Raw genomic sequence first — 14,859 nt, 5'->3', positions numbered from 1 at the left:
GCGCCGGGCGCGCAAACGGGTGCGGCCTCTGGAGCACAGGACCGGGGAGGGGGGGCAAGGCCGCGCATCCGCCCGGCGCCCGCCGGAGGGGCGGCGGTCACGTGCACCATCCTGCGGTGCGTTGACGAGGGGGAGGCCGACGCTACGCGCCGCGCGCGGGGAGACCCCGTTGGACACCGGGAAACGGCATGCGCCGGTTGGCGACGCCTTGGGCGATCGGATGTGGCGGTCGAAGCTTTCCGGCAAGGCTGCGCCGTGGGTCGCAGCAACTTGGAAAACGTTGAATGGCCAAGTACCTGGCCTGCGGAGAGCCTCCGGGGGACGGGCGCGCGCGGTCTGCTTCGGGCCATCTTCGCCGCACCACGGCGCACCCCGCTCGCCGGCCTGGCCTGCGCGGCTGAGGGCGTGAGAGTAGGGCTCAGCGCTTCCGCTGGGGATCCAGCTGTGGCGCCGACCCGTGCGGAGGCCCGGAGCGCGTGGACAGGTTCCGGCAGCGCGCGCGGGCTGAGAGTGAGAGCCCATCCGCGCGAAATGGGCTTCGGTGCGCCGGAAGGAAAGTCGGAAAAACGAGAGGATCGATTGCCTTGACGCTGTTGCGAATGGCTGAAGTTGCCCTGGCGCACATGTTTCGGGCGGGCGTCTCGTCCGCGCGCAGCCATTCGCCGCGTCGTGCCGGCCACCGATCAGTCGCGCGAAAGCGGGCGCGCCGAGGTGGGTTCCGTGGCGTGTGCGCCCGGCGCGGTGCGCTTGGCTGCCGCGCGCCGTTCCTGCCGGCGTGGCGACGCCGCGATACGCTGGACCCCTCACCTCGTGCCCCCTTGCCTCGGCGGACCCGTGGCCGCCTTGGTCCGGCGGACCCCGGCCCTGGCCGGCGCCCATCATCCCGCTCCAATGGCGAGTGTAGAGACTTTTCGCCCGCCATTGAATCGCGAAAAGCAATCTGTCTTTCGCGACATGGGGTTGTTCTTAACGCGCAACGGCCGCCGGTGGATGCCGGCGGCCGTCGGTTTCTTGCATGGTCCACCGGCTTCGTGGCCGGTGGCGCGGGCTCAGTGGCCGAACGCCTTCACCACGTCCTCGGTCACCTTCTTGGCGTCGCCGAAGAGCATCATGGTGTTGTCGCGGAAGAACAGCTCGTTCTCCACGCCGGCATAGCCGGCCGACATGCCGCGCTTGATGAAGAGCACGGTTTTCGCCTTCTCCACGTCCAGAACGGGCATGCCGAAGATGGGCGACTGCGGGTCGGTCTTGGCCGCCGGGTTGGTCACGTCATTGGCGCCGATGACGAAGGCGACGTCCGCCTGGGCGAACTCGGAGTTGATGTCCTCCAGCTCGAACACCTCGTCATAGGGCACCTGGGCTTCCGCCAGGAGCACGTTCATGTGCCCGGGCATGCGGCCGGCCACCGGGTGGATGGCGTACTTCACCTCGACGCCCTCTTCCTTCAGGAAGTCAGCCATTTCGCGCAAAGCATGCTGGGCCTGGGCCACCGCCATGCCGTAGCCGGGCACGATGATGACCTTCTCGGCATTGCGCATGATGTAGGCGGCGTCGTCCGCCGAGCCCTGCTTCACCGGCCGGTCCTCGGCCTTCCCCCCCGGGCCGGCGGCGGCGGCATCGCCACCGAAGCCGCCCAGGATGACGGAGATGAAGGACCGGTTCATGCCCTTGCACATGATGTAGGACAGGATGGCGCCCGAGGAGCCCACCAGCGCGCCCGTGATGATAAGCGCGGTGTTACCCAGGGTGAAGCCGATGCCGGCCGCCGCCCAGCCCGAATAGGAGTTCAGCATCGACACCACGACGGGCATGTCCGCGCCGCCGATGGGGATGATGAGCAGCCCGCCGAGCACCAGCGACAGCACGGTGATGATCCAGAACAGCGCGATCGAGCCGGTATTCACGAAGGCGATGATGAGGATGATCAGCAGCAGGGCCAGGCCGCCATTGATGAAATGGCGGGCCGGCAGCATGATCGGCTTGCCGCTCATATTGCCGTTGAGCTTGGCGAAGGCGATCAGCGAGCCGGTGAAGGTGATGGCGCCGATGGCCACGCCCAGCGACATTTCAACAAGGCTCGCCCCGTGCAGGTGGCCGGGATCGCCGATGCCGAAGGCGCGCGGGGCATAAAGGGCCGCCGCCGCCACCAGCACCGCCGCGAGGCCCACCAGGGAGTGGAAGGCGGCGACCAGCTGCGGCATGGCCGTCATGGCGATGCGCTTGGCCACCACGGCGCCGACGCCGCCGCCGATGGCAAGGCCGGCGATCACCAGCACCCAGCCCACAGCATCGGACGGAGGCTGCAGGGCCAGGGTGGTGAGCACGGCGATGGTCATGCCCGCCATGCCGAACAGGTTGCCCCGTCGCGACGTGGTGGGATGGGAAAGGCCGCGCAAGGCGAGGATGAACAGGACGCCCGCAACGAGATAGAGCAGGGCCGCGAGATTGACGCTCATGGGTGCGGCCTCACTTCTTCTTCGAGTACATGGCGAGCATTCGGCTGGTCACCATGAACCCGCCGAAAATGTTCACCGCTGCCAGAATGAGGGCGATGAAGCCGAAGATGCGCGCCCACCAGGCGTGCGAGGCATCGCCCACGGTGGTCACGCCCACCGCGAGCAGCGCGCCCACCACGATGACGGACGAGATGGCGTTGGTGACGCTCATGAGCGGGGTGTGGAGCGCCGGGGTCACCGACCACACCACGTAATAGCCCACGAACACCGCCAGCACGAAGATGGAGAGGCGGAACACGAACGGGTCGATGGCGCCGCCGGTGGCGGCATGCACCGCCCCGCCGAGGGCGGTCGCGGCCTGATCGGCATAGATCTGGGCGGCTTCGGCGGCCTGGCGGGCGATCTCGGCGGCAGCGCGCGCCTGGGCTGCGGCGTCGGCCGCGGCTTGTGCGGTCACGGGGTTCATCACGCAGCTCCCTCGGTCTTCTTGGCGAAGTTCGGATGCACGACGGCGCCGTCGCGGGTGAGCAGGGTGGCTTTCACCAGCTCATCGTCCCACTTGACGGCCAAGGTCTTCGCCGACTTGTCGACCATGGTCTCAAAGAAGTTGTAGAGGTTCTTCGCGTAAAGCGGAGACGCGGACGCGGCGAGCCGCCCCGGCATGTTGTGGTGGCCGATGATCTTCACGCCACCGATCTCGACGACCTCGCCGGCCACCGAGCCTTCAACATTGCCGCCACGCTCCACTGCCAGGTCGACGATGACCGAGCCGGGCCGCATGGAGGCCACCATCTCGGCGCTCACCAGGCGCGGCGCGGGCCGGCCGGGGATGAGGGCGGTGGTGACGACGATGTCCTGCTTCTTGATGTGCTCGGCCACGAGCGCCGCCTGCTTGGCCTGATATTCGGCCGACATGGGCTTGGCGTAGCCGGTGGCGCTTTCCGCCTGCTTGAACTCCTCGTCCTCCACCGCGATGAACTTCGCGCCCAGCGAGGCCACTTGGTCCTTGGAGGCGGGGCGCACATCGGTGGCGGTCACGATGGCGCCGAGGCGCCGCGCAGTGGCGATGGCCTGCAGGCCCGCCACGCCCGCGCCCATGATGAAGACGCGGCCCGCGGGCACGGTGCCGGCGGCGGTCATCATCTGCGGCAGGGCGCGGTTGAACTCGTAGGACGCGTCGATGATGGCGCGATAGCCGGCGAGATTGGCCTGGGAGGAGAGAACGTCCATCACCTGGGCGCGCGTGATGCGGGGCATCAGCTCCATGGCGAAGGCGCTGACGCCGGCCTTGGCCATGGCTTCAAGCGCGGCCTCGTGGCCATGGGGATCCATGATGGCGAGGACGATGACTCCCGGTGTATACAACGAAAGTTCGGCTTCCTCAGGGCGCCGCACTTTGAGTACCACTTGCGCACCGGACAGGGCGTCGGCCGCCGAGGCGGCGATAGTGGCGCCAGCCGCGACATATTCGGCATCCATGATGCCGGATTTGATGCCTGCGCCGCTCTCGACGACGACAGTGCCGCCGAGGGCCACGAGACGCTTCACCGTATCCGGGGTCGCACCGACCCTCGGCTCGCCGAGGTTAACCTCGGCGACGACAGCGATTTTCATCTGAGATGTCTCCAGTGCTCCGGGCTTTCAAAGGCTCAGAGGAGGAAGATCCACATAAGGACGAGCACGGCGGCGACCGCGACGGTTCCCCATTTCGTCAGCGCCGTGAATAAGGCGTATGTGCGCAGGTGCTCGGCATAATCGTTGCCGTCGGCGGTGGCGTACTCAAACGTCGCATGATCCGCCATGTTCTTCTCCCTTCGGCGCATAGCCTCTACGGGCTTTAACGGAGGCTCCGACATCTGGCAACCGCTGTGAGCGGAGTACTTCAGCGTACAATAGACCACGGCGCCCCGCCAAGCTCGCATCCGTTCCGGAAACGCGATTTGCGCGCCGATGTTCTTGTTTCGTTCGCGCGGCGGTGTTAGCTTTTGATTCATGAATCTGAATGCTCACCCTCCAGCCCCTTCGCTGCTGGCGCCTCTCGATCTGGAGGTGGCTCAGCGGCCTTCCGATTCCCTTGCGCCGCCAAAGGCGGGCCGGCGGTCGTCCGCCGGTCCCAAGGTGGCGGGTGGCGCCGGCCGCAAGGCGGCCGCCGGAGCGGCTCCGCAGCCGGCGGCGAGCGCGGGGCCCAAGCGCGCGCGGGCGGTCCTCGGCCGGCTGGAGGAGGACCGCGCAGCAACGCGCCGCGCAGCCGCTGAAAGCCCGCAGCAGTCGGTGGGTGTTGAAGCGGCAGCGGATGTGCCGGCTGTCGCCCCTTCCGCCGCCGAGGCCGCGGGACTGGTCGTGGAAGCCCAGCGGCGGCGCGGGCGCGGGGCCGTTTCCAATGCGGCGGGGCGGTTCGAGCCGGTGGCTCGGGTGCGGTTCGACGATGGCTGGGAGGCCCTCGAAGACCTGCCGCCGTTTAAGACCGAGGTGACGGAGGAGCGCGCGCGCACGGTCATCACCCGTAACCAGTCGCCGGATATCGGCTTCGACCGTTCCATCAACCCCTATCGCGGTTGCGAGCACGGCTGCGTGTATTGCTTCGCGCGCCCCACCCATGCCTATCACGGGCTGTCGGCGGGGCTCGATTTCGAAACCAAGCTGTTCGTGAAGCCGGACGCGCCGGAGCTGCTGGCGCGGGAGCTGTCCCATCCCGGCTATCAGCCACGCGTGATCGCCATGGGCACCAATACCGACCCCTACCAGCCCATCGAGCGGCAGTACCAGGTCACGCGCCGCATCCTGGAGGTGTTGCGTGACTTCGGCCATCCGGTGGCCATCGTCACCAAATCAGGGCTGGTCGCGCGTGATCTCGATATCCTCGCGCCCATGGCCGAGAAGGGGCTGGTGAAGGTGGCGGTCTCCATCACCACTCTCGACCCTCATCTGTCGCGCATCATGGAGCCGCGCGCCGCGAGCCCGCAGCGGAGGCTCGGGACCATCCAGCGGCTGAGCGAGGCGGGCATTCCCACGGCGGTGATGACGGCGCCGCTGATCCCCGCCCTCAACGATATGGAGCTTGAGCGCATCCTGGATTCGGCCAAGGCGGCCGGTGCGCGCGAGGCCGGCTATGTGCTGCTGCGCCTGCCGCTGGAGGTGGCGGATCTGTTTCGCGAATGGCTGGTCACCCATTTCCCGGACAAAGCGCGCCATGTGCTGGCGCTGATGCAGCAAATGCGCGGGGGCAAGGATTACGACTCGGCCTTCGGCAGCCGCATGCGGGGGGAAGGGCCCTATGCCTGGACCCTGGGGCGCAGGTTTGAGATCGCGGCTCGCCGGCTGGGGCTGGATGGGCGCGGTGCGAAGCTTTCCACGGCCCATTTCCGGCACCCCAAGCCCATGGGCGAGCAGCTCTCGCTGTTCGATTGAGGCCGCCATGGCGCCCGACGCTCCCTTCCGCCTGCACCTGGTCACGCTCGGGGTATCCGACCTGCCGCGGGCCTGCGCTTTCTATACGGCCATGGGGCTTGAGCGGCGCGCGGCGGCGGACACCGGGGTGGCATTCTTCGTGGCGGGCAACGTGGTGCTCAGCCTCTATCCGAGCGACCATCTGGCCGAGGATGCGACTTTGCCGCCGGGGGGCGACCTGCCGGCGTTCCGTGGGCTCACGCTCGCCTGCAATGTGGCGGACAGCGGCGCGGTGGCGGAAGTGATCGCGCGGGCGGTCGGGGCCGGCGGGCGCTGCGTGAAGCCGGCCCAGGCAGTGTTCTGGGGCGGCACCAGCGGCTACTTCGCGGATCCGGATGGGCACCTCTGGGAGGTCGCGCACAATCCGTTCTTTCCGTTCGATGGCGAAGGCCGGTTGGTCTTGCCCAGCGGCGACGCCTGATGGAGGGAAGGGCGGCACGAAACTTGCGTGGACTGCGTGCGTCGAGCCGCGCGCCGGCTGAACCGGATCGGGGCGCGACGCCAATTCTTTCAAGGCGCCGCCGGGCGCTGGAACAGAGGCCGCGTGATGCCGCTCTATGGCTTTCATTGTCAGGATTGCAACACGGATAGCGAGCTGCTCGTCGGCATATCCGACACGCCCGTGTGCCCGAAATGCGGAAGCCTCAAGCTTGATCGCCTGATGTCGCGCATCGCTCCGGAAGCCAAGCTGAAGGCAGCCGCCAAGGTTTGGCGCAAGCAGGCGGAGCGGCAGGGCGACCTCAGCAATTTCAGCAAGGCCGAGCGCGGCACCTGAACCCCCGCCACCGGGGGCGTATGCCCGGGGCCTTTTTGCACGGCAGCCTTCGGCTCCCCGTGCCCGGACGGCCATTCGACCGGCACGAGCGACGCTGTCGGCGCCGGTGAGACGTCCTGCCCCGGGGCGGCTGGCATGCTCCGGCAGTGGCAGGCATCCGCAACGCGCCTGTTTCCGGGTCATAGAGAAATACCGAGACAATCTTCTCGCCTGCCGTCATGGGCATTTTTTCAGGAGGGCCGTTTCCCAAGTCGCTCGGCGGCGCCCGCCGCAGCATTCAGCAACCTCCGCCCGTCGTGCGTCCTGTGCCGCGTCCCCGGCATAGACGCCGGACCCCTGTGCTTTTACAAGGCGGCCCTGAGCCGGTTCGCGGTGCGCGGTGTCTCGCCGCGTGCGCGCCGGAGGCCGCATTGTGTTGGCGGAGTAGTCGAGTTGGCGAACGACATTGTTCGGGAGCGCACCCCGCGAAGCCTTGGCACCGCCGCGCTGCAGGGCCTCGGCTTCCTCATCCTGACGGCCCTCCTTACCGTGCTGATCGTGGTGCAGCAGCGCACGGCGGGCGCCTACATGGCGGAGTTCTCAGCCACGGGTCCCGACGAGTCGGGCCATGTGGTCACCGGCCTCATGGTGTTGAACTATTTGTCGTCGGGGCTCCAGAACCCGCTGGTTTTCATCGCGGAATATGGGCTGCACTTTCCCCGTGTCGTGCTCGGGCTGTGGCCGCCGCTTTACTACCTGGTGGAAGGCCTGTGGTTCAGCTTGCTGCAGCCCTCGACGCCGGCAATCCTCCTGCTGCCGGCCTTCCTCGCCGCGCTCCTGGTGGCGAGCGCGGGCTGGCTGAGCGCGCAATGCTTCGGGCCGTTGCCGGGCGTGGCCGTCGGCGCGGTGCTGATGGTCCTGCCTAGTTTGAGGGAGGCAACCGTGGTGGTGGGGCTCGACCTGCCTCTCGCTGTGCTGATGCTCTGGGCGGCCGTGGTCTATGCCGATTTTCTTGAGCGGCCGTGCCTGCGTGGCGCAATGGTGTTCGGCCTGTTGGCCTCGGCGGCGATCCTGACCAAGGCCACGGGCCTCGCCTTGCTGCTGCTCCCCATGTCTGTTCTGTTGACCCGGCGCTTCGGCCTGCTGCGACGCGGGGTGTTCTGGCTGCCGTTCGGGCTGGCCCTGGTGGTCGCTGGGCCGTGGACCATCGGCACATTTCCCATGGTGCGCACGGCGGCGGCCCTGTCCGGCCACATGGCGCCGCATGAAGGCCTCGCCGTCCTGGGGCAGCTCGGCGTCGTTCTCGCGGCGATGGCGGTGGCGGGCGTGCTGTTCGTGCTGGCGGACACGCGACGGAAGGATGGGCCGGCGCTGCTCCCGGTCCTGGTGGTGCTTTCGCTGGCTTTCGTCCTGGCCGAGCGGGCGTGGCCTTTGCCGGGGCCGGACACCGGCTTGCCGCTTTATGCCCCGCTCGTCATTCTGGCCGCGGCGGGCGGATTGCGCCTGATGGCGCTGGTGACGAGCGGGTGGAGGACGCTCGCGGGCCTGATGGTGGCGCTGGTCATGCTGTTCGCGGCGCTTCCCGCGGTCATGGCGAGTGTGAGCAAGCCGAGCCTTGGCCTTGACCCCGTCGCGCAGACCTTTCTCTCCGAAACCGGCCGCCCGCCGAGCTTGCTGGTGCTGGCTGATCGGTCTTCGGAAGGCGCGCTGGTGGCTGCCGTCGCGCAGCGAGATCAGGCCCGCCGCAGCTTCGTGATGCCGGGCCGCATGGTGCTTGCCGTCCGTGGCCCCGGCCCGGCGACGGGAACACCGCTTTTTGCCACTCCCGAAGATCTCCTTGTTGGGCTGGACGGGCTCGGCGTTGGCTATATCGCTCTCGTCGAGGGAAGCGCGGGGTCGGAGGCTGCGCTGGAAGAGCAGATGCAGGACGCGATCTCGGCTCACCCGGAGCGCTTCAAGCTGCTCGGCCGCTTCCCGCGCCCGGATGGCAGCGGCCAGGCGTATCTTTATGCCCTGAACCGGACGACGCCCGTTCCGACCGGGCCAGCCGCATCCAAGCCGTAGCGCGCTGCCCGCCGAGTTGGGATGAAGCAGGGCACGAGGCCGAAAGGATGGACTGTTTCTGCCCCTCCATGAAAAACTGAACCCGGACCGGCTGGCTTTCCGGCAGCGGGGCCGCCGCGTGTGAGAAGCGACCCCCATGCCAAAGATCCGCGGCACGTCCGCATTCTCGGGGCGGGCGGATGCGCCAGGCGCCGGCGGCGATCGCCTCTTGCGGCCGCAGGCGGTGAAACCTCGCCGGACCGGCAGGAGGAGGGAGTGGCATGGGGAGTGAGGGCGGTGGGATGGATTGCAGGAAGTCGCTCGGCAGGGCGCGCGGTCGTTGCCTGCCCCTCCGGTCCGGCCTAATCGCCGCGCGACGCACCGGTGTGTGCGCGTGAAGGGGCCGCGCCTGCGGGCGTCTCGCATGGCCCGCGCCAAGGGCGGCGAGCCGCTGGCGGTTTCGGGCCGGCTGACCCAGGTGCCGGGCCTGCAATGGCTCAACCATGTGCGCCACGCGTCCCTCGATCACGCCTATGGCAGCCGCGTGGCGGCGGGACAGGACGCGGTGGTGCGCGCGCTGCGAGAGCGGGGCGCGCGAACGCTGGCCCTGACCATCGCCTATAACGCGCCCGAAGCGGTGGCGCTGCTGGCGGACTCCATGGCGCGGTTTCTTCCCCACACGCCGCTGCTGGTGTGCGACACCTCCTGCGATGCGGAGGCCCGCACCCGCCACGCTGTGCTGGCGGGGGAGCGGCGCCTGCCTTATCTGGCCCTGCCGCCGGTGCCCTTCACCCATGGTTTGTCGGCGCGCATCTCATCGGTCGCCGCCAATTGGGTGCTGCAGAACATCATCCGCCCTGTCGGGCCAGGGGCTTTCGCGCTGCTCGACCAGGGTTTTGTGGCGCTGAAGCCCATGGACCTCGCGGCCTGCGTGGCCCGCCAGCCGGTCTATGGGGTGCGGCGCTGGAGCCGGCGGGCAAAGGCCTGGTATCTGTGGCCGGGCTTCTGCGTGTTCGACGGCGGCCTCGCGGACATGGCGCTGGATTTCGGCCCCGATCGGCTGCTGGACACCGATGCCGGCGGCCGCAACTGGTATGCGCTCTATCGTGATCTCGATGCGGAGGCCTTGGTCTGGCCGCACCTGCGCACGGTATCCATGCCGGAGGCGGACGGCGGCTGGAGTGCGCCCAAGCTGCTGGTGGATGGCTGGCTGCACGTGGGCGGCCTGAGCGGCTTGGACGCCGCGCGCCGGATGTTCGACGCGGACCCGGACGGGCTGCTCTCGCGCCTCAAGGATGTGGAGCCGCCGGGGGCGTGAGGAGGGCAAACAAAAACGCCGCCGGCGAGGCCGGCGGCGTGAAACGCGGGTCGCTTGCGGCGCAGGTGCGCCCGGCGATCACTCGGCGGCGGGAGCCGCGTTGTTCTTCTTGATCTTGCCGTCGGCCGTGCGCTCCTGGCGCTCGGCGATACGGGCGGACTTGCCGCGACGGTCGCGCAGATAATAGAGCTTGGCGCGACGCACCTTGCCCCGGCGGACCACCTTGATGGAATCGATGAGCGGCGAATAGACCGGGAACACGCGCTCCACGCCTTCGCCATAGGAGATCTTGCGGACCGTGAAGCTCTCGTTGAGGCCGCCGCCCGAGCGCGCGATCACCACGCCCTCATAGGCCTGCACGCGGGTGCGCTCGCCTTCCACGACCTTCACGTTCACGATGACCGTGTCACCCGGCTGGAAGGCCGGAATGGCACGCTTTTCGGCGAGTTTCGCCGCCTGCTCGGCTTCGAGCGTCTCGATAATGTTCATGTCACCAACCTCTAGCGGCGTCTTTATTTGGAAACGCGGATCTGGTCCACGCCCGCCCCGGCGCCGCATCGTGTCGTTGTCAGTTCAGGGGACGCGGCTCCATACATGAGAATGAGGGTGGTGTCATTCCCTTTCCTTCATGGGCGCGTCACAGGCGCGTGGCCAATTGCCCAGCAGGTCGGGGCGCCGGGCCCGGGTGATGGCCTCGGCCTCCGCCCGCCGCCAGCGGGCGATGCGGGCATGGTCGCCGCTGACCAGAACCTCGGGGATGGGGCGCCCCTCGAACTCCTGGGGGCGCGTATATTGCGGATATTCCAAGAGATTTTTGGAAAAGCTCTCCTCCTCCCCGCTCGCCAGCTTGCCCATGACGCCGGGAATGAGGCGTACGCAGGCGTCGAGCAGCAGCAAAGCGGCGGCCTCGCCGCCCGAGAGCACCACGTCGCCGACGCAGATTTCCTCCAGGTTCCGCGCCGCCACGATGCGCTCATCCACGCCCTCGAAGCGGCCGCACAGAATCACTGCGCCGGGGCCGGCGGCCAGCTCCCGCACCCGGGCCTGGGTGAGCGGACGGCCGCGGGGGGTCATCAGCAGGCGGGGGCGGGGATCGCCCGGCGGGGCGGCGGCGTCGATGGCGCGGGCGAGCACGTCGGCCCGCATCACCATGCCGGGACCGCCGCCGGCGGGCGTGTCGTCCACGGACCGGTGTCGGTCGAGGGCGAAGTCCCGGATCTGCAGCGCCTCGAGGGTCCACAGCTCGCGGGCGAGGGCCTTGCCCGCGAGGGCGTGGCCCAGGGGCCCGGGAAACATCTCGGGATAAAGGGTCAGGATGCTGGCGCGGAAGGTCATGTCGGCTTCGTCTTTCGGCCCGGGTTTGGGCGATCTGCGGGCGCGGGTCAAATCCCGTGTGGGGTGCCGTGCGGCCACGCATTGTCTTCCTGCGCGAACAGGGATAGGTGTGAGAGGACCGCTATGATGCGGGATCAAGTGCTGCGGGGGCCTCCCTTGATCGAAGCTCCGTTCGGGTCACAGGGTGCGACCTGGTGCGAAAGTGATGGCGACATCTTGATCCGCATCGCTCCATTTTCCCACGCGCGTGCTCACTGAAGGCCGGACGCTGCCCCATGGCCACCAGCCTCACCCGTGACCGCACGCGCGTCATGCCTTTCGCAGCGGAAGTTGGCGCCCTGGGCGTCGTCTTCGGCGATATCGGCACCAGCCCCCTCTACACCCTCAAGCAGGGCGTGCTCGCGGTGGGCGGCACAAATTTCATGGGGGAGGACGTGCTCGGCCTCCTCTCCCTCATCACCTGGAGCATCATCCTTTCCGTCACGGTGAAATACGTGATGCTGGTGCTGCGGGCCGACAATGACGGCGAAGGCGGCATCCTCGCTCTGGTCACCCTGCTGGACCTGCACCGCAGTGCGCTGGGAATCCGGTGGTATCTCCTGGCTGCGGGCCTCATCGGCTCGGCCATGCTCATCGGCGACGGCGTGCTGACGCCGGCCATCTCGGTGCTCTCCGCCATCGAGGGGCTGCAGGTGATCTCGCCGGAGCTTGAGCACTGGGTGGTGATACTCACCGTGCTGGTGCTGCTTGCCATCTTCCTCTCGCAAAGGCTGGGGACGGAGCGCATCGCCTCCTTCTTCGGGCCCATCATGCTGCTGTGGTTCACCGCGCTCGCGGCCATGGGCATCTATGGCATCGTGCAGGCGCCGCAGGTGCTGGCGGGGCTCGACCCGCGCCATGGCGTGATGCTGATGCTGAACCATCCGGGGCTTGCGGGCGTCATCCTCGGCGCCTGCTTTCTGGCCGTGACCGGTGGTGAGGCGCTGTATGCCGACCTCGGCCATTTCGGCCGCAAGGTCATCGCCCGGGCCTGGCTGTTCGTGGCCATGCCGGCGCTGCTGCTCAATTATTACGGCCAGGGCGCGATCCTGCTGGTGGACCCCAACGCGGTCCGCAACCCCTTCTACGATCTCTCGCCCGATCTGTTCGACGTGCCGTTGCTGTTCCTCGCCACGGCGGCGACGGTGATCGCCTCGCAGTCCATCATCACCGGCGTGTTCTCGCTGGCGAAGCAGGCGATCGAGCTCGGCTACCTGCCGCCCATGCGCATCCGCTACACCTCGGAGCACAATGAGCAGCACATTTATGTGGGGCGTCTCAACTGGCTGCTCATGATCGCCTGCATCGCGGTGGTGATCGGGTTCGGCGCCTCCGAGAAGCTGGCCTCGGCCTACGGTATCGCGGTGGCGTTCGCCATGGTGACCACCTCGGTGCTGTTCATCGCCCAGGTGCGCCGCTCCTGGGGCTGGCCCGCGCCGGCCGTGTGGCTGATGGCGGTGCTGATGCTGACGGTGGATTTCTCCTTCGCCTCGGCCAATCTCACCAAGCTCGAGGAAGGCGGCTGGCTGCCGCTGACCATTGCCGGCATCATCATCCTGGTGATGGTGAGCTGGCGGCGGGGCCTCGAGGCTGTGGTGGCGCAGCAGGTGCGCTTCACCGAGCCGCTCGACGCCTTCATGGGCCGAAAGGACCGCTCCAGCGACGTGGACAGTCCGCGCACGGCCATCTTCCTGTCCCGTGCCGGCGCGATGACGCCCGTTGCGCTCTCGCGCATGGCGGAGCTACTGAAGGTGCGGTTCGAGAAGGCCATCATCGTTTCGGTGTGGATCGCTGCCCGTCCGCGGGTCTCGGTGGAAGACCGCGTGCGGGTCACCACGCTCAATGAGAATTTCGTGCGGGTGGATCTGCGCTTCGGCTACATGCAGCAGATCGATGTCCCCTCTGTGCTCGGCCCCGCCTTGAGCGCTCGGGGGATCGACCCGGACGCCGCCGTCTACGTGATCGGCCACGAACGCATCATCCCGCCGGACGAGGTGCTGCGGGTCCGCGACATCGTGGCCCATGTCTTCGCCTTCCTTGCCCGCAACGCGGAACGCTCGGTGGACCGCTTCGGCTTGCCGCGGGCGCGCACGGTGGAGATCGGCTACCCCGTGAAGATGTGATGAGCGCATCGAGGAACCTGCCCGCAAGCTGACGCTTTTGGGTGCTTTGTGCGCATCGTGTCCGGCCGGGACAGGCGGTCACAAGGCCGTGCCTTCGGCGAAAAGCCGTCGCGGCCTGGGGCAGGAAACGTTCATGTTGCGGAGGAAGCGGGCCTGGAGCGCGCTTCGTGTCGTCCAGGGGCGGGGGGATGGTGTCGGTATGGGTGTGAGATCGGGTCTCTCCAAGGTTTGGGCCTTTCTGCGCGACAAAGTGGGTCTGCACGGTCTGGGCCTGGTGGCCAGCCTCATCGTCATCGCCTTTGCGGCGGTGGTGCTGTACCGGATGCTGCACGATCTCAAGTTCGCGGACGTCACGAAGGCTCTGTCCGCGAAGGACCCGCTGCATGTGGCGGCGGCATTCGTGCTGGTGGCCTGCGCCTATCTGACGCTGACCTTCTATGACTGGTTCGCCCTGCGAACCATCGGCAAGACCGAGGTGCCCTACCGGGTGGCGGCGCTGGCAGGCTTCTGCTCTTATTCCGTCGGCCACAATGTGGGCTTCACCGTCTTCACCGGCGGCTCGGTGCGCTATCGCATCTATTCGGCCTGGGGCCTTGGCGCCATCGACGTGGCCAAGATCTGCTTCGTGGCGGGCCTGACCTTCTGGCTGGGCAACCTCTCGGTGCTCGGCCTCGGCATCACCATTCATCCCGACGCCGCCACGGCGGTGGACCACCTGCCTCCCCATGTGAACCGCATCATCGGCATTGCCGCGCTGCTGCTGCTGGCGGGCTATGTGGCCTGGGTGTCGGCCGCCCCGCGTACCATCGGCCGGTCCTCCTGGTTCGTGACGCTGCCGGCGGGCCGCTCCACGCTGCTGCAAATGGGCATCGGCATTCTGGATCTCAGCCTGTGCGCGGCGGCCATGTACATGCTGATGCCGGCGCATCCTTATATCGACCCGATCTCGCTCGCGGTGATCTTCGTGACCGCCACGCTTCTGGGCTTCGCGAGCCATGCGCCGGGTGGCCTGGGGGTGTTTGACGCGGCGCTGCTGGTGGCGCTGCCGCAGTTCGAGATGGGGGAGATGGTGGGCGCCCTGCTCATCTTCCGCCTGTTCTATTACATCGTGCCCTTCGCCTTCGCGCTGACCCTGCTGGGCGCGCGCGAAATCCGCCTGGGTACCTTCAGCTTTGGTCGCCGCAAGGATTGCGTGGCTGCGGCCGAGGCGGCGGAGCGCGCCGATGAGGTGGCCCCGCCCGTCTCAGACACCCCCGCTGACCTCCCCCGCCGCGCCGCGCGCTAGCGGGGGTCTAGGAACTCCATATAAAGCAACATGTTAGAGTGCTTTCCGCGAGGTTGGAC

General features: G+C 68.0%; 13 protein-coding genes. 7 read left to right on the top strand and 6 right to left on the bottom strand.

Annotated features, from left to right (window positions below; genetic code table 11):
* Positions 1-1,049: 1,049 nt before the first annotated feature.
* The 4 genes from L0966_RS07500 to L0966_RS07485 are packed head-to-tail and all read right to left on the bottom strand — an operon-like array spanning position 1,050 to position 4,258.
* Complete coding sequence (locus tag L0966_RS07500) at positions 1,050-2,456, bottom strand: NAD(P)(+) transhydrogenase (Re/Si-specific) subunit beta (protein ID WP_234051220.1); 1,407 nt, start codon at positions 2,454-2,456, stop codon at positions 1,050-1,052.
* A 10-nt stretch (positions 2,457-2,466) separates the two neighbouring features.
* Positions 2,467-2,922, bottom strand: coding sequence for a proton-translocating transhydrogenase family protein (locus tag L0966_RS07495; RefSeq protein WP_234051219.1), 456 nt, complete (start codon positions 2,920-2,922; stop codon positions 2,467-2,469).
* The gene (locus tag L0966_RS07490) at positions 2,922-4,070 is read right to left on the bottom strand and encodes a Re/Si-specific NAD(P)(+) transhydrogenase subunit alpha (protein WP_234051218.1); all 1,149 of its coding nucleotides are present in this window, start codon (positions 4,068-4,070) and stop codon (positions 2,922-2,924) included. The genes L0966_RS07495 and L0966_RS07490 overlap by 1 nt, the downstream gene beginning before the upstream one ends.
* A gap of 35 nt (positions 4,071-4,105) precedes the next feature.
* A complete protein-coding gene (locus tag L0966_RS07485; RefSeq protein ID WP_234051217.1) occupies positions 4,106-4,258 on the bottom strand; it encodes an aa3-type cytochrome c oxidase subunit IV in 153 nt (50 codons plus the stop codon).
* Between the two features lie 469 nt (positions 4,259-4,727).
* On the opposite strand from L0966_RS07485, the gene L0966_RS07480 reads away from it, so the two are divergent.
* The 5 genes from L0966_RS07480 (at position 4,728) to L0966_RS07460 (ending at position 10,018) form a co-directional block, all read left to right on the top strand.
* Positions 4,728-5,864 carry a PA0069 family radical SAM protein gene (locus tag L0966_RS07480; RefSeq protein ID WP_370640664.1) on the top strand — a complete coding sequence of 379 codons (1,137 nt, stop codon included), beginning with the start codon at positions 4,728-4,730 and terminating at the stop codon, positions 5,862-5,864.
* A 7-nt stretch (positions 5,865-5,871) separates the two neighbouring features.
* Complete coding sequence (locus L0966_RS07475) at positions 5,872-6,324, top strand: VOC family protein (protein ID WP_234051216.1); 453 nt, start codon at positions 5,872-5,874, stop codon at positions 6,322-6,324.
* Between the two features lie 126 nt (positions 6,325-6,450).
* Positions 6,451-6,678 (top strand): zinc ribbon domain-containing protein, encoded by a 228-nt coding sequence (locus tag L0966_RS07470; RefSeq protein WP_234051215.1) that lies wholly within the window; start codon positions 6,451-6,453, stop codon positions 6,676-6,678.
* Positions 6,679-6,813: 135 nt separating this feature from the next.
* Positions 6,814-8,721: a hypothetical protein gene (locus tag L0966_RS07465; protein ID WP_234051214.1), complete on the top strand. Its 1,908-nt coding sequence runs from the start codon at positions 6,814-6,816 to the stop codon at positions 8,719-8,721.
* Positions 8,722-9,124: 403 nt separating this feature from the next.
* Positions 9,125-10,018: a hypothetical protein gene (locus L0966_RS07460; protein WP_234051213.1), complete on the top strand. Its 894-nt coding sequence runs from the start codon at positions 9,125-9,127 to the stop codon at positions 10,016-10,018.
* A gap of 78 nt (positions 10,019-10,096) precedes the next feature.
* On the opposite strand, the gene rplS is transcribed toward L0966_RS07460, so the two are convergent.
* Both rplS and trmD read right to left on the bottom strand, forming a co-directional pair.
* Positions 10,097-10,507: a 50S ribosomal protein L19 gene (rplS, locus tag L0966_RS07455; protein ID WP_234051212.1), complete on the bottom strand. Its 411-nt coding sequence runs from the start codon at positions 10,505-10,507 to the stop codon at positions 10,097-10,099.
* A 123-nt stretch (positions 10,508-10,630) separates the two neighbouring features.
* On the bottom strand, positions 10,631-11,353 hold the full coding sequence (trmD, locus tag L0966_RS07450) for a tRNA (guanosine(37)-N1)-methyltransferase TrmD (RefSeq protein WP_234051211.1): 723 nt from the start codon (positions 11,351-11,353) through the stop codon (positions 10,631-10,633).
* Between the two features lie 275 nt (positions 11,354-11,628).
* On the opposite strand from trmD, the gene L0966_RS07445 reads away from it, so the two are divergent.
* Entirely contained in the window at positions 11,629-13,515 is a 1,887-nt protein-coding gene (locus L0966_RS07445) for a potassium transporter Kup (RefSeq protein WP_234051210.1), read from the top strand.
* 199 nt (positions 13,516-13,714) lie between these two features.
* Complete coding sequence (locus L0966_RS07440; protein WP_234051209.1) at positions 13,715-14,800, top strand: UPF0104 family protein; 1,086 nt, start codon at positions 13,715-13,717, stop codon at positions 14,798-14,800.
* Positions 14,801-14,859: the final 59 nt, after the last annotated feature.

The sequence above is a fragment of the Xanthobacter sp. NM-59 genome (assembly GCF_021401125.1).
Lineage (GTDB): Bacteria > Pseudomonadota > Alphaproteobacteria > Rhizobiales > Xanthobacteraceae > Xanthobacter.
The sequence above is the reverse complement of the archived record's forward strand: the minus strand, read 5'-3'. Positions and strand labels throughout refer to the sequence as shown.